Source organism: Streptomyces sp. YS415 (assembly GCF_023544665.1).
GTDB lineage: Bacteria > Actinomycetota > Actinomycetes > Streptomycetales > Streptomycetaceae > Streptomyces.
This window is the reverse complement of the sequence record NZ_JAMJFL010000001.1, coordinates 108,431-133,018: the sequence shown is the minus strand read 5'-3', so window position 1 is coordinate 133,018 and position 24,588 is coordinate 108,431. Positions and strand designations below refer to the sequence as shown.

21 protein-coding genes are annotated in these 24,588 nt (G+C 71.7%); 15 read left to right on the top strand and 6 right to left on the bottom strand.

Annotation, left to right across the window (positions count from 1 at the left end; translation table 11 throughout):
- Position 1: 1 nt before the first annotated feature.
- Positions 2-277, bottom strand: a complete 276-nt coding sequence (locus tag M8H82_RS00595) for a hypothetical protein (protein ID WP_250070261.1) — start codon at positions 275-277, stop codon at positions 2-4.
- A gap of 168 nt (positions 278-445) precedes the next feature.
- On the opposite strand from M8H82_RS00595, the gene M8H82_RS00590 reads away from it, so the two are divergent.
- Entirely contained in the window at positions 446-952 is a 507-nt protein-coding gene (locus M8H82_RS00590; protein WP_250070260.1) for a DUF1269 domain-containing protein, read from the top strand.
- A 104-nt stretch (positions 953-1,056) separates the two neighbouring features.
- On the top strand, positions 1,057-2,244 hold the full coding sequence (locus M8H82_RS00585) for a winged helix DNA-binding domain-containing protein (RefSeq protein WP_250070259.1): 1,188 nt from the start codon (positions 1,057-1,059) through the stop codon (positions 2,242-2,244).
- Between the two features lie 75 nt (positions 2,245-2,319).
- Here the strand turns inward: M8H82_RS00585 and M8H82_RS00580 are convergent, their stop codons facing one another.
- Complete coding sequence (locus tag M8H82_RS00580; protein WP_250070258.1) at positions 2,320-2,628, bottom strand: hypothetical protein; 309 nt, start codon at positions 2,626-2,628, stop codon at positions 2,320-2,322.
- Between the two features lie 235 nt (positions 2,629-2,863).
- On the opposite strand from M8H82_RS00580, the gene M8H82_RS00575 reads away from it, so the two are divergent.
- The 8 genes from M8H82_RS00575 to M8H82_RS00540 all read left to right on the top strand — a co-directional run bounded on the left by M8H82_RS00575 (position 2,864) and on the right by M8H82_RS00540 (position 11,191).
- Positions 2,864-3,226 carry an arsenate reductase family protein gene (locus tag M8H82_RS00575; RefSeq protein ID WP_250070257.1) on the top strand — a complete coding sequence of 121 codons (363 nt, stop codon included), beginning with the start codon at positions 2,864-2,866 and terminating at the stop codon, positions 3,224-3,226.
- 74 nt (positions 3,227-3,300) lie between these two features.
- Positions 3,301-4,206, top strand: coding sequence for a sulfur globule family protein (locus tag M8H82_RS00570; RefSeq protein WP_250070256.1), 906 nt, complete (start codon positions 3,301-3,303; stop codon positions 4,204-4,206).
- A 125-nt stretch (positions 4,207-4,331) separates the two neighbouring features.
- A complete protein-coding gene (locus M8H82_RS00565; protein WP_250070255.1) occupies positions 4,332-5,039 on the top strand; it encodes a septal ring lytic transglycosylase RlpA family protein in 708 nt (235 codons plus the stop codon).
- A gap of 330 nt (positions 5,040-5,369) precedes the next feature.
- On the top strand, positions 5,370-6,398 hold the full coding sequence (glnII, locus tag M8H82_RS00560; RefSeq protein ID WP_250070254.1) for a glutamine synthetase: 1,029 nt from the start codon (positions 5,370-5,372) through the stop codon (positions 6,396-6,398).
- A gap of 127 nt (positions 6,399-6,525) precedes the next feature.
- Positions 6,526-7,545, top strand: coding sequence for an SDR family oxidoreductase (locus M8H82_RS00555; protein WP_250070253.1), 1,020 nt, complete (start codon positions 6,526-6,528; stop codon positions 7,543-7,545).
- A gap of 51 nt (positions 7,546-7,596) precedes the next feature.
- On the top strand, positions 7,597-8,850 hold the full coding sequence (locus M8H82_RS00550) for a sensor histidine kinase (protein WP_250070252.1): 1,254 nt from the start codon (positions 7,597-7,599) through the stop codon (positions 8,848-8,850).
- Positions 8,835-9,491, top strand: a complete 657-nt coding sequence (locus tag M8H82_RS00545; RefSeq protein ID WP_250070251.1) for a response regulator transcription factor — start codon at positions 8,835-8,837, stop codon at positions 9,489-9,491. Before M8H82_RS00550 ends, M8H82_RS00545 begins: the two co-directional genes overlap by 16 nt.
- Positions 9,492-9,628: 137 nt before the next feature.
- Complete coding sequence (locus M8H82_RS00540; protein ID WP_250070250.1) at positions 9,629-11,191, top strand: DUF1996 domain-containing protein; 1,563 nt, start codon at positions 9,629-9,631, stop codon at positions 11,189-11,191.
- A 61-nt stretch (positions 11,192-11,252) separates the two neighbouring features.
- Here the strand turns inward: M8H82_RS00540 and M8H82_RS00535 are convergent, their stop codons facing one another.
- A complete protein-coding gene (locus M8H82_RS00535; RefSeq protein ID WP_250070249.1) occupies positions 11,253-11,654 on the bottom strand; it encodes a hypothetical protein in 402 nt (133 codons plus the stop codon).
- A gap of 105 nt (positions 11,655-11,759) precedes the next feature.
- Here M8H82_RS00535 and M8H82_RS00530 point away from each other — a divergent pair, with 105 nt between their 5' ends.
- The 5 genes from M8H82_RS00530 to M8H82_RS00510 all read left to right on the top strand — a co-directional run bounded on the left by M8H82_RS00530 (position 11,760) and on the right by M8H82_RS00510 (position 17,020).
- Positions 11,760-12,260 (top strand): tetratricopeptide repeat protein, encoded by a 501-nt coding sequence (locus M8H82_RS00530; RefSeq protein ID WP_250070248.1) that lies wholly within the window; start codon positions 11,760-11,762, stop codon positions 12,258-12,260.
- Positions 12,261-12,312: 52 nt separating this feature from the next.
- The gene (locus tag M8H82_RS00525) at positions 12,313-14,235 is read left to right on the top strand and encodes a hypothetical protein (protein ID WP_250070247.1); all 1,923 of its coding nucleotides are present in this window, start codon (positions 12,313-12,315) and stop codon (positions 14,233-14,235) included.
- A gap of 86 nt (positions 14,236-14,321) precedes the next feature.
- Positions 14,322-15,227: a metal-dependent hydrolase gene (locus M8H82_RS00520; protein ID WP_250070246.1), complete on the top strand. Its 906-nt coding sequence runs from the start codon at positions 14,322-14,324 to the stop codon at positions 15,225-15,227.
- Positions 15,227-16,273 carry a PDR/VanB family oxidoreductase gene (locus M8H82_RS00515; protein ID WP_250070245.1) on the top strand — a complete coding sequence of 349 codons (1,047 nt, stop codon included), beginning with the start codon at positions 15,227-15,229 and terminating at the stop codon, positions 16,271-16,273. The genes M8H82_RS00520 and M8H82_RS00515 overlap by 1 nt, the downstream gene beginning before the upstream one ends.
- A gap of 57 nt (positions 16,274-16,330) precedes the next feature.
- On the top strand, positions 16,331-17,020 hold the full coding sequence (locus M8H82_RS00510; RefSeq protein ID WP_250070244.1) for a TetR/AcrR family transcriptional regulator: 690 nt from the start codon (positions 16,331-16,333) through the stop codon (positions 17,018-17,020).
- On the opposite strand, the gene M8H82_RS00505 is transcribed toward M8H82_RS00510, so the two are convergent.
- From M8H82_RS00505 to pulA, 3 genes are all read right to left on the bottom strand, one after another.
- Positions 17,017-17,370 (bottom strand): 5-carboxymethyl-2-hydroxymuconate Delta-isomerase, encoded by a 354-nt coding sequence (locus M8H82_RS00505; protein ID WP_250070243.1) that lies wholly within the window; start codon positions 17,368-17,370, stop codon positions 17,017-17,019. The genes M8H82_RS00510 and M8H82_RS00505 overlap by 4 nt on opposite strands.
- A gap of 28 nt (positions 17,371-17,398) precedes the next feature.
- Positions 17,399-19,003 (bottom strand): fused response regulator/phosphatase, encoded by a 1,605-nt coding sequence (locus M8H82_RS00500; RefSeq protein ID WP_250070242.1) that lies wholly within the window; start codon positions 19,001-19,003, stop codon positions 17,399-17,401.
- Between the two features lie 75 nt (positions 19,004-19,078).
- Positions 19,079-24,469 (bottom strand): pullulanase-type alpha-1,6-glucosidase, encoded by a 5,391-nt coding sequence (pulA, locus tag M8H82_RS00495; RefSeq protein ID WP_250070241.1) that lies wholly within the window; start codon positions 24,467-24,469, stop codon positions 19,079-19,081.
- Between the last annotated feature and the right edge of the window lie 119 nt (positions 24,470-24,588).

The window sequence follows — 24,588 nt, the reverse complement described above, 5'->3', positions numbered from 1 at the left end:
CTCAGCCGTTGCGGCCTCGGTCCTGACGGCGGGACTCCATGGGCCGCTCGCGGCGGTAGCGGCGCTCCCACTTGGCCTGCATGTCGCGCCGCTGCCGGTACGCGCGGTAGTCCGACGGCATCGAGCCGGATCCGCCGCCCGACCGTGGGGCGGGCGACGCGACGCGCCCGTACCGCACGTACAGGAACAGCACGGCGACGGCGGCGAGCCAGTAGAGAGGGTTACCGAAACCCATGACAACCAGGACGACGGTCCCGGAAAGAACGATGGTGCCCATGACGGCCTCCCCTCCATGGGCGTGGGTGGCTGAGATTAGTCCAGGCTAGGGAGCCGGGCACTCGGCGTGCATCCCCTTTTCCACCGGCCTAGAGTCGGATCGATTGCGCAAATACCGCAATACGGACGTACGGGAAGATGCCGTACGGGAAGCAAGGGGTGCCCCAGCATGAGCGATCTCTTCGTCATCGCCTACAACGACGTCGCCACCGCGAACCAGGTCCGCGACAAGCTGTTCGAGCTGTCCAAGCAGCATCTGGTGGAGCTGGAGGACGCGGTCGTCGTCGAGCGCCAGGAGGAGGGGAAGGTCAAGCTGCATCAGGCGGTCAACCACACGGCCGTCGGCGCGGCCGGCGGTGCGCTGTGGGGCGGTGTGATCGGACTGCTCTTCCTGGCCCCGCTGCTCGGCGCTGCGGTGGGCGCGGCGGCCGGTGCGGCCGGGGGCGCGGTCACCGACACGGGCATCAACGACGACTTCATGAAGAACCTCAGCCAGAATCTGCGGCCGGGTGCCGCCGCGCTGTTCGTGCTGGTGAAGAAGGCCGCCGACGACAAGGTGATCCCGCAGCTCACTCCGTACGGCGGCGAGTTGGTGCAGACCTCGCTCAGCAAGGCCGACGAGGACCATCTGCGGGAGGCCATCGCGGCGGCGACGCGGAAGACGGAGCCCGCGTGACCGCGCGGGCCTAGCCCGAGGCCCCCGGTCCGGACTCGCCCCGCCGGGCTTGTCAGTGGCTTCCGTCAAAATGCGGTGACGGTGGTGACGGGTGGAGGTCGGACATGGGTGGCGACGGGCTGCGGTACATCGGGGCGGCCGAGCGGCGGGCTCGGCTGGCGGTGCGGCACCGGCTGACCGGGGAGGCGCGGGCGGGGAGCCCGGAGGAGGTCGCCGGGTCGCTGGTGGCGCTGCACGGTACGGACCCGGCGACGGTGTTCCTCGCCGTCGGGGCGAGGCTGGCGGACCCGGCGAAGACCGTCGCCGGTACGGAGCGGGCGCTGTACGAGGACCGCTCGCTGGTGCGGATGCATGGCATGCGGCACACGGTGTTCGTGTTCCCGACCGAGCTCACCGCCGTGGTGCACGCGTCCACCGGACTCGCGGTCGCCGCCCGGGAGCGGGCGTCGCTGGTCAAGGACATGGCGAAGGCGGGGGCGCCGGACGCGGAGTGGCTGCGGGAGGTGGAGGCGTCGGCGCTGGCCGCGCTGGCGCGGCGCGGGGAGGCGACGGCGGCCGAACTGGCCCGGGACGAGCCGCGGTTGCGGGAGCAGTTCGTGTACGCGGCCGGAAAGAGCTACGAGGGGGTGCACACCGTTTCGTCGCGGTTGCTGAGGGTGCTGGGGATCGAGGGGAAGGTCGTCCGGGGGCGGCCGCTCGGCTCGTGGACGTCGACGCAGTTCCGGTGGGCGCCGGCGCCGGAGCACCCCGAGCTGGACCCTGCGCAGGCGCAGGCGGAGCTGCTGCGGCGGTGGCTGGCGGTGTGCGGGCCTGCCACGGAGGCGGACCTGAAGTGGTGGACGGGGTGGCGGGTGACCGAGGTGCGGCGGGCGCTGGCGGCGATCGGGGCGGAGGCGGTGGGGCTGGACGAGGGCACGGGATACGTCGTCGCCGGGGACACCGGGCCGGCGGCTGAGCCGGGGCAGCCGTGGGCGGCACTGTTGCCGGGGCTTGATCCCACGGCGATGGGGTGGCAGGGCCGGGACTGGTATCTGGCGCCGGCACTGCGGGGGGCGCTGTTCGACCGGAGCGGGAACGTGGGGCCGACGGTGTGGTGGGACGGGCGGGTGGTCGGGGGCTGGGCGCAGCGTCCTGACGGCGAGATCGCGTGGCGCCTGCTGGATTCCTCCGGGACGGGCCGGGAGGCGGAGACGGCGATCTCGGCGGAGGCGGAGCGGCTGCGGCAGTGGGTGGGGACGACCCGGGTCACTCCGCGGTTCCGGACGCCGCTGGAGCGGGAGTTGGCGGGGTGAGGTGCCTCCCCGGCGGGGGTGAGGCGAGGTGCCTCCCCCGGCGGGGAGGCACGGCCCGCAGCGACGTCCGCCGCCTCAGCGGTTGTAGCGCATGAACGCCCGCACCATGTGGCACGTCGTGTCCGACGGGGGATGGATGCCGATCAGTTCCGCCGTGTCGCGGATCGTCTCGTTGCGGGCCTGGTTCGGGACGTAGACGCCCGAGTCGAGCAGGGCTATGGCGAGGCGCATCGCCTTGAGGCGGCGGTTGTGGGTGACGTACCACTCGCGGGGGCGGCCCGCGGGCAGCGGGCGCTTCTCCAGCGGGACGTACGGCAGGTCCAGCAGGACCGGGCGCTTCGCGGTGGACTGGGTCGGCTTCGGCTTCAGTGCGGCAGCGGGCACAGGCATCCTCCTGTCGCGGTCAGGGCGCCGTCCGTCCGGACGCTCCGGCGACACCCTCGAACACTGCTTCCAGTCTACCGCCCCCCACTGACAATCAGCAGAGCGCCTGTGACGGCAAACGCCCTGGTGGGCAAGGGGTTTGACGGTCTGCCACAGCGGGGCAGGGAGGGGCCCCTGGGGCCACAGAAAATCGAACAGCGATGATCTCCGCACCCATCCGCTTACCGTTGTCGCCATGGAGATCTGGATCAACCCCGCCTGTTCCAAGTGCCGCAGCGCCCTCACCGTGCTGGACGCCGAGGGCGCCGACTACACCGTCCGCCGCTACCTGGAGGACGTCCCCGGCGAGGACGAGATCCGCGCCGTACTCGACCGGCTCGGGTTCGAACCGTGGGACATCACCCGCACCCAGGAAGCCGTGGCCAAGGAGCTCGGGATGAAGGGGTGGGCGCGGGACGAGGCGTCGCGCGACCGGTGGGTCAAGGCGCTCGCCGAGCACCCGAAGCTCATCCAGCGCCCGATCATCACGGCGGACGACGGCACCGCGGTCGTGGCCCGAACCGAGGAGGCCGTACGGGACGCGCTGTCCCGAAAGTGACCTGGGCGCACGGTTGTTGAGGGTTTGTCGCTCGGCGTGAGCGGAGGCCGGGGACCCTGTTACCCTCCGCCGCCATGACAAGCCAGGATCATGGAACGCCGTACGGACACCCCGACCCGTACGGTCGTCCCGACCCGTACGGACACCCCGCCCCCTACGGTCGTCCCGGCCCGTACGGATACGCCGGTCCCCCGGACCCGCACGCCGCCTGGGTCGCCGAGCAGGAGCGGATACGCCGGCGGCGGATGCGGCGGACCGTGGCCGGGATCACCGGCGGGGTGCTGACCGGGGCCGTCGTGGTCGGGGCCCTGCTGCTCCTGGGCGGCGACGGCGAGGACCCGGCGGTGGCCGCGGACGCGACCCCGAGCGCTGCCGCCGAGCCGTCCGGCACCGAGGGCGTCCCCCGCGTCGACGTCGGCACGCCCTCCGACGTCCCGAGCGCGCTGCCCTCGCTGCTGGAGCGCCCGATCATCAGCGCGGACCAGGCGTTCCCGCGGGAGACGGTCACCCTCGAGGACGGCTCCGCCTTCGAGCGCGTCGACCGGGTCACCACCACCGACTGCGCGCGCGGGATGTCGCAGGAACTGGCGGAGCTGATCGAGCAGGGCGGGCCGTGCGCACGGATGACCGCGGCCCTGTTCACGGACGCGGACCGGCGTTCCCAGGTGACGGTGTCCGTGCTGAGCTTCGAGCGCCCCGAGGACGCCTCGCGGGTGTTCATGATGGCCGCCATGGACCCGGTGACCTACCAGGTCGTCTCGCTCGACCCGGCGCCGGAGGCGGGACTGCCGACCGTGCCGCCGGGTTCGCCGGGACTCTTCGAGCGGCTGATGACCGTGCGGTCGGTGGTGTTCGCCAACGGGCAGTGGGGCGACGGCTCCGAGACCCGCGAGGACGAGCTGACCCGCCAGACCCAGGGGCTGCTCCAGTACGTGAACGACGACGTGGTGGCCTACGAGGACGCCGCGCCCCAGGAGTGAACCAACGGGAGTCAGCAACTCCCTTGTGGTGCAGGTCACTTCAGTCACTCCCGCAACTCCTGAGCAAGTTCGTTCGGTATCTCGTACCTACCGGCATACAGCTCCCCACCTCCCAGGAGGCGCGTATGTCACGCCGGAGAACCCTCAGTACGAAGAAGAAGGTCGCGCTGCTCGTCAGTGCCGCCACGGTGGCGGGCGGTGGTGCCTTCGTCATGGCGAGCACGTCGAACGCCGCCCCGCCGAAGACCGCCGCGGAGTCGAGTGTCTGCCAGGGACTCGCCACCGCTCTCGGCAACAACCAGCGGTTCATCGAGGAGCAGCGGGCCAGGCCCGATGCCCAGTCGGCGGCCCGGATCACCAACCGTGAGGCGGTCGTCGCGCAGATCAAGGTCCAGCAGGAGGCGTCCGGGTGCGTCGTCGGGGAGTCGGCTCAGGGCTCCCAGGCGGCCGCACCCGCCGCGCCGCCCGCGCAGTCGCAGCCGCCGGCGGAGCAGGCCCAGCCCTCGCAGCCCGCCGAGCAGCCCGGCGAGCAGCCCGGCGAGCAGCCCGGCGAGCAGCCCGGCGAGCAGCCCGCGGAACAGGCCGGGGAGCAGGTCTGCAACGGCTCCACCGTCACCCTCTCCGGAGAGGGCGGCGCCCCGGCCGCGTCCAGCAACCAGTTCCCGGCCGGCACCAAGCTGAAGGTCACCAACCTGGACAACAACAAGTCCACGACGGTGGAGGTCACCTCGGTCTCCGGCTCCTGCGTCCTGCTGAACAACGCGGCGTTCGAGCAGGTCCGCGAGCCCGGCAAGTTCCTGATCCGCCGGGCCGTGATCGAGAAGGTCGGATGACCCCCTGACCTTCCCAGGCGCCGGGAGGCGCCGACGAGTGGCGACCGGCTGTACCTCGGGGGGCAGCCGGTCGCCTCTCCATGTCCCCTGCTCAACCCCATCGCATACGAGTCCGGCCCCCGGCGGCCCCACCCGCCCTCGCCGCCGCGCGTCCGGCCCTCACAGCGTGAGACGCACCACAGCACCACCAGGTAACACGGGGTTCACATTCGAGCAATGACCGGGAAATCGCCTGTTGACAGGCTCGCGGGCATCAACGCGGCGCCCCAGTGCCGCAGCGCCGCAGCACCCGCAAGTGCGCCTAGAGACCCACCCCGAAGGATGTGGCCCGTGAGCTTCAAGGCTGAGTACATCTGGATCGACGGCACCGAGCCGACGGCCAAGCTGCGTTCGAAGACCAAGATCCTTGGCGACGACGCGAAGGGTGCCGAGCTGCCGATCTGGGGCTTCGACGGGTCCTCCACCAACCAGGCCGAGGGTCACGCCTCGGACTGCGTGCTCAAGCCGGTCTTCTCCTGCCCGGACCCGATCCGCGGCGGCGACGACATCCTCGTCCTGTGCGAGGTCCTGAACATCGACATGACCCCGCACGCCACGAACACCCGTGCCGCGCTGACCGAGGTCGCCGAGAAGTTCGCCGGCCAGGAGCCGATCTTCGGCATCGAGCAGGAGTACACGTTCTTCAAGGACGGCTACCCGCTCGGCTTCCCCAAGGGCGGCTTCCCGGCCCCGCAGGGCGGCTACTACTGCGGCGTCGGCGCCGACGAGATCTTCGGCCGTGACGTCGTCGAGGCTCACCTGGACAACTGCCTGAAGGCGGGCCTGGGCATCTCCGGCATCAACGCCGAGGTCATGCCCGGCCAGTGGGAGTTCCAGGTCGGCCCGCTGGCCCCGCTGGAGGTCTCCGACCAGATGTGGGTGGCCCGCTGGCTGCTCTACCGCACCGCCGAGGACTTCGGCATCGCGGCGACCCTCGACCCCAAGCCGGTCAAGGGCGACTGGAATGGCGCCGGCGCGCACACCAACTTCTCCACCAAGGCGATGCGTGAGGGCTACGACGCGATCATCACCGCGTGCGAGTCGCTCGGTGAGGGCTCCAAGCCGCTCGACCACGTCAAGAACTACGGCGCGGGCATCGACGACCGCCTGACCGGTCTGCACGAGACCGCCCCGTGGAACGAGTACTCCTACGGCGTCTCCAACCGCGGTGCCTCGGTCCGTATCCCGTGGCAGGTCGAGAAGGACGGCAAGGGCTACATCGAGGACCGCCGCCCGAACGCCAACGTCGACCCGTACGTGGTGACCCGTCTGATCGTCGACACCTGCTGCACCGCCCTGGAGAAGGCCGGCCAGGTCTGATCCACGAGGTTCCGGCAAGGGGCGCCCGCCGTCATGGCGGGCGCCCCTTCCGCATGCCGTGCGGCGGCGCTCTGCTGACGGCAGATGCCTGTTCCCCTCGGCGCCCGGGCCGGGCAGAGTCAGACCCATGAGACTTCTGGTGCTGGGTGGTACGGAGTTCGTCGGGCGGGCCGTGGTCGAGGCGGCGCTCGGGCGGGACTGGGAGGTGACCGTCTTCCACCGGGGGCGGCACGAGGCCCCGGCCGGGGTCAGGGCGCTGCACGGCGACCGCACCGCCCCGGACGGGCTCGCCGCGCTGGCGGAGGGCGAGTGGGACGCCGTCGTCGACACCTGGTCGGCGGCGCCGCGCGCGGTGCGGGACGCCGCCCGGCTGCTGCGGGACCGCGTCGGGCGGTACCTGTACGTGTCCAGCTGTTCGGTGTACGACTGGGCCCCGCCCGCCGGTTACACCGAGGACGCGCCGACGGTGACCGGCGCCTCCCCCGACGCCGAGCAGACGGCGTACGCCCAGGACAAGCGGGGCGGCGAGCTGGCGGTGCTGGACGCCTTCGGCCCCGACCGCTCGGTGCTGGCGCGGGCGGGGCTGATCCTCGGCCCGTACGAGAACGTCGGCCGGCTGCCCTGGTGGCTGAACCGCACGGCCCGCGGCGGACCGGTGCTGGCGCCGGGGCCGCGGGAGCTGCCGATCCAGTACATCGACGCCCGCGACCTCGCCGACTGGCTCCTCGGCGCCGCGGAGCAGGAGCTGAGCGGCCCGTACAACCTGATCGGCCCCTCGGGTCACGCCACGATGGGCGCGCTGCTCGACGCGTGCGCGGCCGTCACCGGCGGTACGGCCGACCTGCGCTGGACCGCACCGGAGCCGATCCTGGAGGCCGGGATCGAGCCCTGGGTCCAGTTGCCGGTGTGGGTGCCGCCGGACAGCGATATGCATGCCGCGCTGCACGCCGCCGACGTCTCCCGGGCCGTGACGACGGGGCTGCGCTGCCGTCCCGTCGAGGAGACCGTCGCCGACACCTGGAGCTGGCTGGGCAGCCTCGGCGGCACGGCGCCGATGCGCGCGGACCGCTCGACGAAGGGGCTCGACCCGGAGGTGGAGGCGAAGGTGCTGGCCTCGCTCGATGGTGTACCTGGCGACACCCCCTGAGCGGGGGCCCGGCCCCGTGACCCGGTCCCCGGGCTCGTCCAGACTTGCGCCATGACGACCGCAGAGACGAACAGCAGGGCCCGCGGCATGACGCTCGCGGCGGTACGGGGACTCGGGCTGGCGCTGGTGCTGCTGCCGGGGGCGGTGCTCTGCTTCACGCTGTCCCTGGTGTCCATCGCGCTGATCCCGATCGGCGTCGGGATCGTCACCACGCCGTGGGTGCTCACGGGGGTGCGGGCGTTCGCGGACTGGCGGCGGGTCGTCGCGGTCCAGTGGGGCGGGGTGCGGATCCCTCCGGCGTACCGGCCGATACCGCGCGACGCCAACCCCTGGACCCGCACCTTCGGCATGCTGCGCGACCCGGCGACCTGGCGGGATCTGCGGTGGCTGCCGTTCGACATGACGGTCGGCTTCGTCACCGCGCTCCTTCCGGCCGTGCTCGTGCTGTACCCGCTGGAGGGGTTCGCGCTGGCGCTGGGGATGTGGCGGATCTTCCCCGACGGCTACTGGTACGGCTTCCTGCCGATCACCGGGCAGGCGTCGGCGTTCGGCGCTGCCGTGCTCGCCGCCGGGTTCCTGGTGCTCGCGCACTTCTACGCCACCCGGCTGCTGCGCCTGCACTTCACGCTCACCCGGGCCGTGCTCGCCTCCAACCAGGGCCAACTGGCCGAGCGGGTCCGGGTGCTGACCGAGACACGGCGGGACGCCGTGGACACCTCCGCCGCCGAACTGCGCCGTATCGAACGCGACCTGCACGACGGGGCGCAGGCCCGGCTGGTCGCGATGGGCATGGACCTCGGCACCATCGAGATGCTCCTCGACAAGGACCCCGAGCAGGCCCGGCAGCTCCTCGCGCAGGCCCGCAAGTCCTCCGTCGACGCGCTCGCCGAACTGCGCGATCTGGTGCGCGGCATCCATCCGCCGGTCCTCGCCGAACGCGGACTCGGCGACGCGGTACGGGCGTTGGCGCTGCGGCTGCCGGTGGCCACCGAGGTGACGGTGGAGCTGCCGGGGCGGGCGGAGGCGCCGGTGGAGTCGGCCGCGTACTTCGCCGTCAGCGAGGTCCTCACCAACGCGGTCAAGCACTCCGGCGCCGACCGCATCTGGGTCGACCTGCACCACGCCGAGGGCATGCTGCGGGCCTCGGTCACCGACAACGGCAAGGGCGGCGCGGTGACCGGCGCCGGCTCGGGGCTCGCCGGGGTGGAGCGCCGACTGGGTACATTCGACGGCATCCTGGCCGTCAGCAGCCCCGTGGGCGGCCCCACCCTGGTCACCATGGAGCTCCCTTGCGCGTTGTCCTAGCCGAAGACCTGTTCCTGCTGCGCGACGGACTCGTCCGGCTCCTCCAGGCGCACGGCTTCGAGATCGCGGCGGCCGTGGAGAGCGGACCCGAGCTGCAGCGGGCGCTGGCCGAACTGGAGCCGGACGTCGCCGTGGTGGACGTGCGGCTCCCGCCCACGCACACCGACGAGGGCCTGCAGTGCGCGCTGGAGGCCCGCCGGGCCCGGCCCGGGCTCCCGGTGCTGGTGCTCTCCCAGCACGTGGAGCAGCTCTACGCCCGTGAGCTGCTCGCCGACGGCGACGGCGGGGTCGGCTACCTGCTCAAGGACCGGGTGTTCGACGCGGAGCAGTTCACGGACGCCGTACGGCGGGTCGCGGCCGGCGGTACCGCGATGGACCCGCAGGTGATCCAGCAGCTGCTGGCCCGGCGGGCGGCGGAGGACCGGCGGCCGCTGGACCGGCTCACCCCGCGCGAACGGGAGGTGCTGGAGCTGATGGCGCAGGGGCGGTCCAACGCGGCCATCGCCGGCCAGCTCGTGGTCACGGAGCGGGCCATCGCCAAACACACCTCCAACATCTTCGCCAAACTGGATCTGGAGGTCTCGGACGACGACAATCGCCGCGTCCTGGCGGTTCTCGCCTATCTGGACCAAGGGCGCTGAAATCACAAGCGTCAAACGGCAGTTGCCGTGAAATTCCTGGGACTGCTGAACACCGGTGGGACTGCGTCCGTATGGAAGGGAGCCGCTTCACTCCTGTCGGGCGCCTCGCTGCCCCGCAAGGAAGTCAGAGGAGTTCCATGGGACGCAACACACGAAAACGCCGTACGCCGCTGGCCACCAAGGCCATTGCCGCATCGGCGGCCCTAGCGCTCGGTGGGGGCGGGCTGATCTGGGCGAACTTCTACGCATCCGCGCACGAGTCGGGCCCGGACCAGAACCGGACGAGGTCCGCCGGCGTGCAGATCGCCACGATCGACTGCCCGGACGTCGGCCAGAAGCTCACCGAGGTACCGGGCCAGGCCCGGGGTGAGGTCGACGGCGAGCTCGCCACGATGGACCAGCAGATCACCGAGGCCTACCAGCGGCTCGCGACCACGCGGGACGCCCAGGCCCGGGACGCCGCTTTCGTCCAGAACGCCATTCTCCAGCCGCTCAAGGACCGGCGGAAGGTCCTCATCGACCGCATCCAGCTGGAGATCAACCGCGTCGGTGGCAACGCCTCGGAGGACCTGGACAACCTGTCCGGCTGCACCGGCACGCCCGCGGAGCAGCCGCAGACCAATGACGGCGAGGCCGGCCAGGACCAGGGCGGCGACGGCCAGGACCAGGGTGACGGCCAGGATCAGGGCCAGGACGGGGACGGCCAGGATCAAGGGGACGGCCAGGACCAGGGTGACGGCCAGGACCAGGGCAACGGACAGGCCGGCAACGGCCCGACCGCGGACGACTTCGTCGACATCACCCAGGTGCAGGCCAACGCCCAGCCGGGGGTCGGCGCCAACGGTCTGAAGGCGAACGGCAGGTCCGGTTCGCGCGGCACCTTCACCACCAGGTGCGGCACCAACAGCAACGACAACCACAACACCGACAACGTGATCGTGGCCCCGGGTGTCAGCAACGGCGCCCACCACCTGCACGACTACGTCGGCAACCAGAACAACGACGCCTTCGCCAGCGACCAGGACCTGGCCGGGGCGCAGACCACCTGCCAGAACCAGGGCGACCGGTCGTCGTACTTCTGGCCGGTGCTGCGTCTGCAGGATGGCACGCAGGACTTCGACCAGAACAACGCCGGCGGCGGCACCGAGGGCAATGTCGGCAAGATCCTCGAACCCGTCCAGGCGCAGCTGAAGTTCGTCGGCAACAAGCGGGGTCCGGTCGTCGCGATGCCGCAGGCGCTGCGCATCATCACCGGTGACGCCAAGGCCTTCGTCAACGGCAACGGCAACGCCAACGTCAACTGGAGCTGCACCGGCTTCGAGAACAAGGTCCAGCTTAAGGACAAGTACCCGATCTGCCCCGAGGGCAGTGACGTGGTCCGCACGACCAACTTCCAGAGCTGCTGGGACGGCCAGAACATCGACAGCGCCAACCACCGCACCCACGTGGCGTTCGTCCAGGCCGACGGCACCTGCGCCAACGGCTTCAAGGCGATCCCCCAGCTCCAGGTCCGGCTGGTCTACGACGTTCCCCCGCCCACCGTGGAGAACGGCCAGGTGGTGAACCCGTACGCGGTGGACACCTTCCCGGAGCAGTTGCACAAGCCGATCACCGACCACAACGACTTCATCAACTTCTTCTCCACGAGGCTGATGAACAAGATGGTCAACTGCATCAACAACGGCCAGCGCTGCGCGTGACGCCATGAAGAAGGCCGGCGGTGAGGATTCCTCACCGCCGGCCTTCGCGCATGTCCGTGTCTCAGTGGCCGCCGGTGTGCGCCGTGTGGTCGGTGCCCTCCTCGATGTCCCCGCCGAGCGTCTCGCGCAGCGACGTCAGGGTGCTGGTCTCGTCTCCCACGGCCACCCACTTGCGGCCGACCAGGTAGTGACCGCCGTAGTCCTTCGCGCCGTTGATCCACTCGCGCTGGCCGCGGTCGGTGGCGAAGGTGGCGAGGATGAACTTGCCGTCGGGGTTCTTGCAGATGGCCTGCCGGATCTCGTCGGCGTCGGTCTGCAGGTCGGGCGTGCACTTCACCTCGGCGGCCAGTTGCTCCAGGCTGCCGGACGCCGTCTCGGGTACGGCCGCCTCGTCACCGCCGGAGCCGCACCCCGCGAGCGCCAGCACCGCCACCGCCGCGAGCATCGGTCGGGTCACCTTCATCAGTTCCTCCATACAGGGGCCTGCCTCCCGATGGATACGGCTCCCGCGCGCGGAGCACTCAAAATACCGCTGCCGCCGTGCACGTACGCGTGCGAGAGTGCTGCGGTGGACCAAGACTGGGAAGACCGTGTGAGCGCCGCCTGGGCGAGCTTCGACGACTACGCCGAGGACGAGGCGGGCGACTTCCGGGCCGTGATCGACGCCCTCGTCGCCGAACTCCCGGACGGCAGCCCGCTCGGCCCCTTCGAGCGGGCCTGCGCCTGGGACTCCACCGGCCACTCCGACCGGGCCGTCCCGCTGTACCGGGAGGCCCTGGCGGGAGGCCTCACCGGCTACCGGGGCCGGAGGGCGAAGATCCAGCTGTCCAGCTCGCTGCGGAACATCGGGCGGGCCGAGGAGGGCGTCGCGCTGTTGACGCCGGAACTGCAGGCGCCGTCCGACGAGTTGGACGACGCGGTACGGGCCACCCTCGCGCTGTGCCTGTCCAGCCTCGGCCGGGACCGGGAGGGCCTCTCCCTGGTGCTGGGCGCGCTCGCGGCCCATCTGCCGCGCTACCAGCGGTCGATGGCGAACTACGCGCGGGCCCTGGTGGAGCCCGGCGGCTGAGGGTCGTCCGGACGGCGGTGACCAACCAGCGGGGTCGCTCGTTTGGCTGGACGTGCAGTCACAGGATGTCGCCCCGCGCCCCACGCCCTCCTCCGCCACCGGCCCCGTCGTCGACGTCGAACAGGCCGAGGCGGCGCTCGTCGAGCACTATCCCCGGCTGGTCCGGCTCGCCTATCTGGTGCTGCCGCCGGGGCTCGGCCGCAACCGCCGGGTCCTGACCGCCCACGCCCTCACCCAGCGGGCCCTGCCCCGGGGCCGGACCTCCGCCGCCGTGATCCCGGCCCAGTCGACCGGCCGGGCGGGCGACCCCGGGTACGCCTTCGTCCGCCTCCAGGTGGTGCGCACGGCACTGGAGGCGGGCCTGCCGCTGGCCCGCAGGGCATGGCCCAAGCGGGCCCAACTGCCGCCGCTGCTGCCCCAGGTGTGGGGCCTGCGGCTCTTCCCGCGCTCGGGCGGCGCCGAGGAACTCGCCCTGGACCAGCAGCTCTCGACGCTGTCCGGCCCGGCGCGCGCGGTGTACGTGCTGCGCGGCCTGGAGAAGCTCCCCGACGGCGACGTACGCGACCTGCTGACGGCGGCCGGGGTGGCGGACGTCGACGAGGCGCTGGATCAGGCGGACGACCTTCCCGCCGAGTATCCGCTGCTGGAGTCCCCCGAGTTCGACCCCTGTTCGCTCCAGGCCCGGCCCACCGATCTGATGCGGCGCAGGCAGCACCTGCGGGCCGCGCTGGTCGCCGGGGCCGCGCTCGTGGTGTGCGGGGCGCTGCTGGGGCTGCCCGGCGAGGGCTGGGGCCCCGACGGCGCGGCGGCGCCCTCGTACGCGAAGAACCCGGCCGCCGAGGCCGCCCTCGACCCGGGCCGGCTGCTGAAGGTCCCGCCGGCCGCCTGGCAGTCCGCGTCCCGCCGCGACTTCTCCGTCTGGCCCGCGCGCGGCGAGCTCACCGGCGACCGGGCCCTGCTGCGCCGCGCCCTCGCGGTGTGGGCCCGCCCCGGCCCGAAGGTCCGCGTCTCCGTCACCCCCGGCACCTTCTCCGGCGGCCCCGCGGGCCCGCCGCAACTGCTGTACGCAAGCACCGTGGACAACGCGCGCGTGGTGATCCTCTACGACGGACTGCGCATCGCCCGCTACGCCGAGCCCAAGGACGGCACGGCCGGTGCCGCCCTGGACTTCGCGCGGGTCGACAACGCCACCGGCGCCGAGGCGAGCGCCGTGGTGCTGGGGCGGGCCGACATCAACGTCCGCTACCTGATGGCGCCGTGGGTGGAGAAGGCCGCCGAGCGGGACCTGCTGAAGCCGGGTTCCGGGGCGATGGCGCTCCCGCTGACCGACGGGGTGACCGCACCGCTGGCCAGCCCGGCCGCCCAGCAGTCGAACTGCACCTCCTGGAACGTCCTGGAGGTGACCGACGGCGACGGCTCCCGCCTGCTGTCGGACCTCGGCGAGCTGGTCCCGGCCCGGCTGACCACCGGCCGCCCGGGCTCGGTCAAGGACGCCTCCGGCGCCGAGGAGCTGCGGACCTGGGCGCCGTACGCGTGCTCGCTGTCGGCGGTGCGGACGCAGGGGGTGCGGACGGTGAACGCCTGGGAGTTCGCGCACCAGCCGCTGCCGGAGGCGAGTGGCACGGCCGACTGGGCGTGCACCCGCGCCGAGACCTGGCGGGGCGGCGGCACGCGCGTGCTGGCCCAGTTCCGCACGCCGGGCACCAGCCACGGGGCGGTGGCGGCGAAGGCCGAGAACGTCGCCGCGTGCGGTCCGCGCGATCCGCATGTGCTGGCCGGGGTGCTGTGGAAGTCGCAGGGCGGGTCCTGGTACGTCCTGGCGGCGGGCAGCCGGGACACCGAGTCCATCCGCACGACGGGCGGGGTGAGCGCGCAGAGCGAGGGCTCGGTGCTGGCGGCGAAGACCCGGCAGGGGGCGCAGGCCCAGCTCAAGGGCACCCTCAAGGACGGGCGGGCCATCAACGCGCTCGGCTGATCCAGGGGTTCGGCCGTCCGGCCGGGGCGCCAAGAAGTCGGTGCAGGAGGGTTTCCCTCGGACTTACCCGTCAGTACATTGACGCCATGTCTAACAAGCAGGCCCGGGTGCCCCGGCCCGTCGAGGACGAGTGGACCGCGCTCACGGCGCGCAAGGTGTCCTTCTCGTGGGACCACACCCCGTTGCACTGGGTGCCGGGGGATCCGTTCACCACGCACACCATCAACGTGCTGCATCTGCTGCTGCCCGCCGGCGAGCGATGGTTCGTGCACGTGTACAAGCAGGTGCTGCCGTACATCCGGGACGAGCGGCTGCGGGCGGACGTCATCGGGTTCATCGGCCAGGAGGCCATGCACTCCCAGGCCCATGACGAGGTCCTGCCGCATCTGAAGGAGCAGGGGCTCGATCCGACGCCGTACACCGCGCAGGTGGACTGGCTCTTCGAGAAGCTGCTCGGGGACCGGACCCTGCCGCCGGGCCGGGCCAGGCGCTGGTGGCTGATGGAGCGGGTCGCGCTGATCGCGGCCATCGAGCACTACACCGCGTTCCTCGGCGACTGGGTGCTGAACGCCGCGGAGCTGGACCGCCGGGGCGCCGATCCCACCATGCTGGACCTGCTGCGCTGGCACGGCGCCGAGGAGGTGGAGCACCGGTCCGTGGCCTTCGACCTGTTCCTGCATGTCGACGGCGGCTACCGGCGGCGGGTGCGGACCTGGGCGACGGCGTTCACGGCGCTGGTGTTCCTGTGGCAGCGCGGGGCCCGCTTCTTCATGGAGAACGACCCGACCCTGCTGGACGGCAGGGCGAGCTTCCGTGCCTTCTACGTCCGGGGGCGGCGCGGGGTGCTGCCCGCCACCGGGGACCTGCTCCGCTCGATCCCGCGCTATCTCAGCCGGGAGTACCACCCCTCCCAGGAGGGCTCCACCGAGCAGGCGGTCGCCTATCTGGCCTCCTCCCCCGCCGCCGTCGCCGCCGAGAAGGGAAGCAAGTGATGCCGAGGCTCAGCACGGTCGCCGTCGTCGCGGGCGCGGCGCTCCTCGCGCGGCGGGCCCTGCGCCGCCGCATCCAGGCCTCGCCGCTGTGGCCGATGCCGGCGCTGGACGAGCCGGTCTCCGGGCGGCCCCGGACCCGGGCGCTGCGGCTGCTGGTGACCGCGCACGAGCAGGTCGCCGACGGGGTCGTGAAGCTGCGTCTGGAAGGCCACGACCTGCCCCGCTGGGAGCCCGGCGCCCATCTGGACCTGGTGCTGCCCTCGGGGCTCGTCCGGCAGTACTCGCTGTGCGGGGACCCGGAGGACACCTCGTCGTACACCGTCGCCACCCGGCTGGTCGAGGACGGGCGGGGTGGTTCGCGCGAGGTGCACCAGCAGGTGCAGGAGGGTGTCGAGCTGGAGGTGCGCGGGCCGCGGAACCGCTTCCCGCTGGTGGCGGCGGACGCGTACGTCTTCGTCGCCGGGGGCATCGGGATCACGCCGATCCTGCCGATGCTGCGGACGCTGCCCGAGGGCACCGACTGGCGGCTGCTGTACGGCGGGCGGACGCGGGCGTCGATGCCGTTCCTGGAGGAGGTCGAGAAGCTGGACGCCGGGCAGGGCCGGGTGACCGTGGTCGCCGAGGACGAGGACGGACTGCCCGATCTGGACCGGCTGTTCGCGGGGGCGCCCGAGGAGGCCGCCGTCTACTGCTGCGGTCCCGAGGGGCTCATGGCGGCGGTGGCGGAGCGGGCGCCGGGAGTCCGCACCGAGCGGTTCGCGCCCCGCGCCCCGGCCTGCGGCGACGGTTCCTTCGAGGTGGAACTGCGGCGCAGCGGACGGGTGCTGACCGTCCCGGCCGGCTCGTCCGTGCTGGCCGCCGTGCGGGCCGAGCTGCCGGACACCCTGTACTCCTGCGAGCAGGGTTTCTGCGGCACCTGCCAACAGCGGGTGCTGGAGGGCGAGGTGGACCACCGGGACGAGCTGCTGACGGACGCGGAGCGTGACGACTCGATGCTCATCTGTGTGTCGCGGGCACGCGGTGAGCGCCTGGTGCTGGACATGTGAACCTCGCCGGCCGGTGCGGCCCGTTCCGGGGCCGAATCCGATCGGTAAGGTGTTCGTATGAGTACCGGGGTGCGCCGCCGCATGGGCGTCGAGGAGCGACGGCAGCAGCTGATCGGCGTCGCCCTCGACCTGTTCAGCCGCCGCTCGCCCGACGAGGTCTCCATCGACGAGATAGCGTCGGCGGCGGGCATCTCCCGTCCGCTGGTCTACCACTACTTCCCCGGCAAACTCAGCCTGTACGAGGCCGCGTTGAAGCGGGCCTCGGACGATCTCGCGTCCCGGTTCGTGGAGCCGCACGACGGTCCGCTGGGTGCGCGGCTGCTGCGGGTGATGCGCCGCTACTTCGACTTCGTCGACGAGCACGGCCCCGGTTTCTCCGCGCTGATGCGCGGCGGCCCGGCGGTCGGCTCCTCGACGACGAACGCGCTCATCGACTCCGTACGGCAGGCCGCGTACGTCCAGATCCTGTCGCACCTGCGGGTGCAGGACCCGCCCGCCCGGCTGGAACTGGTCGTCCGCTCCTGGATCTCGCTGGCCGAGTCGACGGCGCTGATCTGGCTGGACGGCCGGCGCATCCCGCGCGCCGAGCTGGAGGTGCAGCTGGTGCACGACTTCGCCGCGCTGGCCGCCGTGAGCGCCGCCTACGACGAGGAGATGACGGCGCTGCTGCGCCGCATCCTCAAGGACGAGCCGGCCGACGGGCCGTTCAGCGACCTGGCCGCCCGGCTCATCACGCTGGCGTCCTAGATCTCGGCCTTGCGGTAGGAGGGGTCGAGGTCGCGGACCTCGGCGGACAGGTGCAGCTTGAGGCCGTCCACCGGGCGGACGTGCTTGGTGAGCAGGTCCACGACCGCCTCGGTGAGCCGCGCCTTCGTCTCGTCGCTGCGGCCGGCCAGCAGGGCGAGCGTGACCTGCACGACGGCATGGCCCTCCGGCTCGGCGCCGACCGCCTCGTCCGTGGTGCGCAGGACCCGCGTCTTGCACGCCTCCAGACGTGCGGCCGCCGTCTCGACGACCACCGGGTGCAGGGCGGTCGCGAACGCTTCCCAGTCGACGTGGTCGAGCGCCGGGGAACGTTCGACGGTGATCTGCGGCATGGGCACTCCTGTTCTACGGCAATTTCGCTCACCCTAGCCGCAGCGCCAGCATCGCGATGTCGTCCTCCCGTTCATGGCCGAAGCAGCCCAGGAGGGTGTCGCACAGCGAGTCCAGGCCCGCGGGGGCCGCGCTCGCGGCGGTGCGGAGCTGGTCCATGGACACGGCGAGGTCGACTCCGCGGGTCTCGATCAGACCGTCGGTGACCATCAGCAGGCGGTCGCCGGCGGCCAGCGTCACCTCGGTGGGTTCGGGTCGGTCGAGGCCGAGGCCGAGCAGCGGGCCGCGCACCTTCACATACGCGCAGTCGCCGTCCTCGCGCAGGAGCAGCGGCGGGATGTGGCCCGCGTTGGCGATCCGGACGCTCCCGGAGGCGGGGTCGGCCAGGACCAGGCAGACGGTCGCCGTGACGTCGGGGTGGTAGTGCTGGAGCATCCGGTCGAGCCGCACCGCGAGCACCCGGGGATCGCCGTCCTCGACGCAGTAGGCGCGCAGGGCGTGCCGGATCTCGACCATCACCGTGGCCGCCTCCAGCGAGTGCCCGACGACGTCGCCGACCGCGGTGAGGATGCCGCTCGGGGTGCGCAGGGCCGCGTAGAAGTCGCCGCCGATCTCGGTCTCGCGGGAGGCGGGCACGTACCGCACGACGAGGTCGACGCCGGGCAGCCGGGGCAGGCGCCGCGGGTCGGGCAGGAAGCTGCGCTGGAGGGTGAGCGCGATGTGCCGCTCCGCCCGGTACATGAACAGCGGTTCGGCGGCGAAGGCGGTGGCCTGGGCGAGCCGGAGCACCGACACGTCGTCCAGCGGGGTGCGCCGGGCCGGTGTGGCCACGCACACCGGTGTCCGGCCCTCCTGGGTGAACGCCAGCACCAGCCGGGCGTCGTCCTGCCGTCCGGACCGGAAGAACCCGGCGGGCCACAGCGGGGCGGGCACGACGGTGCTGTGCACTCCGGTGCGGCCCTCGGCGATGCGGGTGATGAGCCGGGCCGCCGCCTCGTGCGCGCTGGCGTCCGGCATCGCGAGCCGGCTCCTGGAGGTGCCCGAGTCCATCTCGCCGTTCGGGCCGAGGACGAAGACCACGGCGTCGGTGCCGGTGATCCGGGCCGCGCCCTCGGCGGCGGCGTCGGCCAGCTCCCGCGGGCAGCGGGCGGCCTGCACGGTGACGATCGCCTCGGACAGCAGGGTCAGCCGCTGCGCGAGCAGTTCGAAGCCGCCGCGTCGGCGTGCCCCGCGCACCGCGGCCCGCACGACGGCCTGGATCTCCTCGGGCTCGGCGGGCACGCTCAGATAGGCGTCGCCGCCCGCGTCCAGGCCCATGCACCGGTCGCCCGGGCCGACGGCGGCGGCGGAGAAGTGGACGACGGGCAGGTCCGCCGTGGAGGGCCGGGCCCGCACCCGGCGGCACAGCTCGAAGCCGCTCATGTCCGGCAGTCCGACGTCCACGAGCGCCACATCAGGTAGGGCCCCGCCCCGTAGCCGCGCCTCGAGTTCGACGAGCGCCTCGCCGCCGCTCGCCACCGGCACCACCCGGTGACCGGCGCGGCGCAGCACGGCACCCATGGCGTAGCGGTTGGCCGCAACGTCGTCCACGACCATCACGGTGGTCGCGCCCGGCCGCTCGTCGTTACCGTCCATCACGGTGGCCCTCGGAAGGGGGTGAGGGTGGAGCGGACCCCGGACAGGACCCGCTCCACCCAACTTAGTGCGATGTCAGGCGGTTCGCGAGAAGACCGCGACAGTGCGCCCCGGAACGGCGAAGGTCCCGGATTCCTTCTCGTACGACGAAGTCCTGACGATAGGATCCGCGCCCTCGGCCTGCACCTCGTGCAACGCGTATCCCGTTCCCGCGAGTTCGGCGATCCGCTGCTCCTGCTGCTCTGGCGTCGCGTTGAACACGACCACGAGGTCGCCGAGCGTCATGGTGATCACGCCGGGCGTCTCGTCGGTGCCGGACAGCGGGAAGGCGAGCTTCGACTGCACCTGCTCGGCCGAGCCGAGCGAGAAGGCACCCTCCGTCGACCGGATCCGCAGCAGGTCCCGGTAGGCCGCCGAGGCGCCGTCGATCTGCTCGCAGCCGACCTTCACCGTGCCGAGCAGCGGTGTGGCGTACGGCCACTTGGACTGGTTGTCGGCGGCCATCGGCAGTCCGCGGCCGAAGCCGTTGCCGTCGGCGCAGTTCCAGTGGATCGCGTTGAACCAGTCGCCGCTGTCGTAGGAGTTGCGGTCCAGCGACTTGGAGCGCAGCAGGTCGGTGCCGGCCTGGGAGAGCGCCGGGCCCTGCGAGAGGGTGGCGGTCGCCATGGCGAGGACCTGCATGCGGGCCCGGTCGTCGGCGCTCACCGTGGCGGGCAGCTTGAAGGCGAGGGCGTCGAACAGGGACTCGTTGTCGTGCGCGTCGGCGTAGGCGAGGGCGTCGCCGGGCGCCTCCGCGTATCCGGCGGGCTGGCCGTTGTAGTCGACGTCGGCGCCGGTGACCTCCTTGCCGTCGGTGTCGGTGAAGCGGTAGTTCGCGAGGTTGCCGGAGAGACCGACCTTGATCAGGTCCTGGTAGTGCAGCAGCCGGGCCTTCTGCTCGGCCGTGCTGCCGTTGTGCTTGGAGGAGTTGGGCTCGGTGTACAGGCCGGACGCGAAGCCCTGGACGCCGGGGTCCTCGTCGAAGGGCCCGCCGCCGCGCACCGCGTCACGGGCCCGGTCGGAGAAGGTGGCGATGCCCGTGCCCGCCATGTTCTTCTGGGTGGCCTGGGTGAAGCGGGCGTCGTCGGCGACCTCGCCGAAGTTCCAGCCCTCGCCGTACAGGATGATCTTCTTGCCGTCGACGCCGTCCTTCTCCAGGGTCAGGGCGTCGAGGGCCTCGCGCACCTCGAGGATGTTCTCCTTCGGGTGGTGGCCCATGAGGTCGAAGCGGAAGCCGTCGACCTTGTACTCCTTGGCCCAGGTGACGATCGAGTCGACGACCAGCTTGCCCATCATGGCGTTCTCGGTCGCGGTGTTGGCGCAGCAGGTGCTGTTGGCGACCGAGCCGTCGACGAGGAGCCGCTGGTAGTAGCCGGGCACGATCCGGTCCAGGACGCTCGTGGCGGCCTGGCCGCTCGCGGCGGTGTGGTTGTAGACGACGTCCATGACGACCCGGAGGCCGTCCTCGTTCAGCGCCTTGACCATCCTGCGGAACTCGACGTTGCGGGCGGTGCCGTCCGGGTCGGTCGCGTAGGAGCCCTCGGGGACCGTGTAGTGGTAGGGGTCGTAGCCCCAGTTGTAGGCGTCCTTCGCGGCGATCCTCGCCACGCACTCCTGCTGCTTGTCGGAACCGGCCGGGAAGGAGGCCAGGTCGCAGTCGACGCTCGCCTGGTCGGCCTTCTTCTCGGGGATGGTGGCGATGTCGAAGGCGGGCAGCAGGTGGACGTACGAGGTGCCCGCCTCGGCCAGCTTGCGCAGGTGCTTGGAGCCGTCGCTGAGCTTGTCGGTGAAGGCCAGGTAGGTGCCCCGCTGCGCGGCGGTGCGGTCCTCGACCGAGAAGTCACGGACGTGCAGTTCCTGGATCTGCGCGTCCTCCAGCGGCACGGCCTTGGGCTTGGTGTACGTCGTCCAGCCCGCCGGGGCGAGGGACTTGTCGGCGAGGTGGACGAGCAGGCTGCGCCTGGAGTCGGCGGTCAGGGCGAGGGAGTAGGGGTCGGTGACCTTGTTGGTGACGACCTCGCGGACGCTGGGCGCCCACACCTTCACCACGTACCGGTAGGGCTTGTTCTTCCAGGACGCGGGGCCGGTGACCGACCAGACGCCGGTGGCGGAGTCGCGCTTCATGGCGACGGTGGAGCCACCGATCTCCAGCTTGACCGACTGCGCGGTGGGCGCCCAGACGGCGAGCGTCGGACGGCCCTTGCGGAAGGTCGGGCCGAGGTCGGCCCGCGTGCCGTCGTAGAGGTCGTCCAGCACTCCCCCGATCTGCACGCCGGTCGCCGCGAGCACCGCTCCGTTCGCCGCGCGCTGGGAGGCGACGACCTGGCCGCGCAGGGCCTCGCGGACCCGGTCGCGGTCGCGGGGGTCGACGGAGTAGGCGGTGTACGCCTTCAGGTGGGGGAACTTCGCCTTCTGGGCGTCGGTGAGCGTGGCCTTGTTCAGCCGCAGCCACCGCTGGTCGGCGCCGGTGAGCGTGCCGTCCTTCACGGCGATGGAGCCGGTGCGCGAGTACAGCAGCTGGGTGGAGGCGGCCGCGTCCGAGCCGTTCCAGGCGACCGTGTTCCGGTCGATCCAGACCGCCTTGGAGGTGGTCAGGTCGAGGGCGGCCGCGCTGCCCGCGGGCTGCGGCAGGAGGTACTTCTCCTGGCCGTTCAGCAGCCACACCTCGTGGCCGTTGGCCTTGAGGTCCAGCGACTGGTCGGAGGGGAGGTCCTTCTCGTCGCCCTTGTGGAGGATGTAGCTGAGGCTGCCGGCGCCCTCGGTGAGCGGCACCTCGTAGACCGCGCCGTAGGCATCGGTCCGCACCGGCTTCAGCGGGTTCGACCACTCGGTGGGGTTCGCGGCGCCCGTCCAGACGTGCAGGCCCCAGCCGTCGTAGTCGCCGTCGGCGCGGTGGTAGTGCAGGGTCGCCTTGGACGTGTCCTGTGCCGGGTACTCCGGCCGTTCGGTCATGACGTCCTCCTTCCCCTGCTCGATCCAGATCTCGCCGGTCCTGGTGACGTCGATCGTGCGGTCGGCGGAGACGTCCTTGTTGCCGTCCTTGTCGATGACCAGGAAGCCGACGCTGGAGGCGCCGGGCTTGAGCTTGACGTAGGCGAAGGCGCCGTAGGCGTCCCGGCCGATGAAGGGGTGGCTGTCCGGCCACTGGGTGGACTCGCCCTCGGCGAGGTCGCCCCAGGCGTACAGGCCCCAGTCGGTGTAGTCGCCGTCGGTGCGCTTGTAGTGGACGATCGCGTAGTCCCGGGAGGAGGCGGTCGGGACTTCCTCGGCGGGCGGGGTGCCGGTGGTGGACGCGGCCGTCGCGCTCGCCGTGCGGCCGGCGGAGTCGATCACGACCGCCTTGTAGCGCAGGGCGGTGCCGGGCGGCACGTCCTTGCCGATGGTGTGGGTGACCTTGTAGGGGGCGTGGTCCGCGGAGCCGAGCGTGCGCCACTTGCCGGTGCCGGTCTGGGCGGCGAAGACGACACGGTTCAGTTGGCCGCCGTCGACGTCGGCGGAGATCTCCACGGTGCCGGTGGCGCCGGCGGCCGGGGCCTTGAGGGTGAGCGCCGGCTTGGCGGCGGGGGCGGCGAGCCGGCCCGTGGCCTTGAGGACGATCGCGGAGCCGGCCGGGACGGTGACGGTGATCTTCTTGTCGGCATCCGAGGTCACGGCGGTGTCGGTGCCGTGGATGCCCGTGAAGCGCATGCCCGCCGAACCGGTCGCGAAGGTCGCCTGCTGCGCCTCGTCGGCGTTGTTGAAGGCGACGACGTACTCGGTCTTGTCGGTGGCGAAGCGGGAGAAGGCGTAGACGCCGGCGCCGTCGGCCGCGTGGCGCTCCGTCTGCACGCCGTCGGTCAGCGCCGGGTGGGCCTTGCGGAGCTTCGCGAGAGCGCTGATCTGCCGGTAGAGCGGCGCGCTCGTGTCGTAGGCGTCGCTCGCGTGGGTGCGGTCGGTGCCGATCTGGTCGTCGTCCAGGTAGTCGGCGGTCTTGGAGGCGAACAGGGTCTGGCGGGCGTCCTTGTCGCCGCCGGCGCCGGTGAAGCCCTGCTCGTCGCCGTAGTAGACGACGGGGTTGCCGCGGCTGAGGAACATCAGCTCGTTGGCGAGCTTCGCCTTCTTCAGCAGTTCGGCGTCGGTGGCGTCCTTGTCGTCCTGGTTCAGGAAGTATCCGAAGCGGCCCATGTCGTGGTTGCCGAGGAAGGTGACCTGCTCGTAGGCGTTGGCCTTGCCGGTCGTGTACTTGTAGTCGTCGGCGAAGACCGAGGCCAGCCGCTGCGCGCTGCCGCCCTGGGAGGCGTACTGGCGGGCCGCCTCCTGGAAGGGGAAGTCCAGCGTGGCGTCGAGGCCGCCCTGGGTGACGTACGGGGCGGTGATGTCCGTGTCGGCGGAGTAGACCTCGCCGAACATGAAGAAGTCGTCCCGGCCCTGCTTGGCCGCGTAGGAGTCCAGGGCGTTGGCCCACTGGGTCCAGAACTCCATGTTGACGTGCTTCACGGTGTCGATGCGGAAGCCGTCGATGTCGAAGTCCCTGACCCACCGCTGGTAGATCTTCGCCATGCCGCTGACCACCTCGGGACGCTCGGTCCACAGGTCGTCGAGGCCGGAGAAGTCGCCGTGGAGAGAGCTCTCACCGGCGAAGGTGGAGTCGCCGCGGTTGTGGTACAGCGTCGGGTCGTTGAGCCACGACGGGACCTTGTTGTTCTTGGACACCTTCGGGGTGCGCGCGAAGGAGTCGGCGTCCGTGTCGGGGAAGTCCCCGCGGCCGTCGGCGTAGTCGGCGTCGTCGAAGGGCTCGCCGTTCTTCGTCAGGTACGGGAAGGCGCCCTTGCTGAGGTAGCCGTAGGACTTCTCCTCGTAGTCGACGACGTCGGCGGTGTGGTTGGTGATGACGTCGAAGTAGACCTTCATGCCCTTGGCGTGGGCCTTGGAGATGAGTGTCTCCAGGTCCTTGTTGGTGCCGAAGTGCGGGTCGACCTGGGTGAAGTCGGTGATCCAGTAGCCGTGGTAGCCGGCCGATGCGTCGGCCCCGGTGCCCTGCACGGGCTGGTTCTTGAAGATCGGCGCCATCCAGATGGAGGTGGTGCCGAGGCCCTTGATGTAGTCGAGCTTCTTCGTCAGGCCCTTGAGGTCGCCGCCCTGGTAGAAGCCCTTGTCGGTGGGGTCGTAGCCGGTGGCGAGGCGCGAACCGGTCAGACCGCCCTTGTCGTTGCCGGTGTCGCCGTTGGCGAAGCGGTCCGGGAGGACGAAGTAGAACTGCTCGCGGGTGACGTCGTGCCGGGCGGGCTCGGCCGCCAGGCGTGCGTCGGAGGGGGGTGCGGGCGGGGTGTCGGCCCCGGCCGCGACGGGCTGGACGAGCGCCGCGGCCAGCGCGGTCACGGTGACCGCGGCGACCCGTCCGGCATACGCGGTACGACGCCTGGGCGGCGCCAACCATCTAGGTATCACTGACGTGAACTCCTTGCGATACGGCTCTGTTGGGTCCGACCCCGCGCGACCGTATCGCCGCCGTAAGCGTTACAGCAAGAGTCCTGAAATGATTGGCAAGAGCTTTCAGCTCCGGGGGC

Coding starts and splice junctions, on each gene's coding strand:
- M8H82_RS00505 (WP_250070243.1), bottom strand. CDS start 17,370: ATGCCGCAGATCACCGTCGAACGTTCCCCGGCGCTCGACCACGTCGAC.
- M8H82_RS00590 (WP_250070260.1), top strand. CDS start 446: ATGAGCGATCTCTTCGTCATCGCCTACAACGACGTCGCCACCGCGAAC.
- M8H82_RS00535 (WP_250070249.1), bottom strand. CDS start 11,654: ATGAAGGTGACCCGACCGATGCTCGCGGCGGTGGCGGTGCTGGCGCTC.
- M8H82_RS00510 (WP_250070244.1), top strand. CDS start 16,331: ATGAGTACCGGGGTGCGCCGCCGCATGGGCGTCGAGGAGCGACGGCAG.
- M8H82_RS00555 (WP_250070253.1), top strand. CDS start 6,526: ATGAGACTTCTGGTGCTGGGTGGTACGGAGTTCGTCGGGCGGGCCGTG.
- M8H82_RS00565 (WP_250070255.1), top strand. CDS start 4,332: ATGTCACGCCGGAGAACCCTCAGTACGAAGAAGAAGGTCGCGCTGCTC.
- M8H82_RS00570 (WP_250070256.1), top strand. CDS start 3,301: ATGACAAGCCAGGATCATGGAACGCCGTACGGACACCCCGACCCGTAC.
- M8H82_RS00500 (WP_250070242.1), bottom strand. CDS start 19,003: ATGGACGGTAACGACGAGCGGCCGGGCGCGACCACCGTGATGGTCGTG.
- M8H82_RS00585 (WP_250070259.1), top strand. CDS start 1,057: ATGGGTGGCGACGGGCTGCGGTACATCGGGGCGGCCGAGCGGCGGGCT.
- M8H82_RS00575 (WP_250070257.1), top strand. CDS start 2,864: ATGGAGATCTGGATCAACCCCGCCTGTTCCAAGTGCCGCAGCGCCCTC.
- M8H82_RS00520 (WP_250070246.1), top strand. CDS start 14,322: ATGTCTAACAAGCAGGCCCGGGTGCCCCGGCCCGTCGAGGACGAGTGG.
- M8H82_RS00595 (WP_250070261.1), bottom strand. CDS start 277: ATGGGCACCATCGTTCTTTCCGGGACCGTCGTCCTGGTTGTCATGGGT.
- M8H82_RS00540 (WP_250070250.1), top strand. CDS start 9,629: ATGGGACGCAACACACGAAAACGCCGTACGCCGCTGGCCACCAAGGCC.
- M8H82_RS00515 (WP_250070245.1), top strand. CDS start 15,227: ATGCCGAGGCTCAGCACGGTCGCCGTCGTCGCGGGCGCGGCGCTCCTC.
- M8H82_RS00550 (WP_250070252.1), top strand. CDS start 7,597: ATGACGACCGCAGAGACGAACAGCAGGGCCCGCGGCATGACGCTCGCG.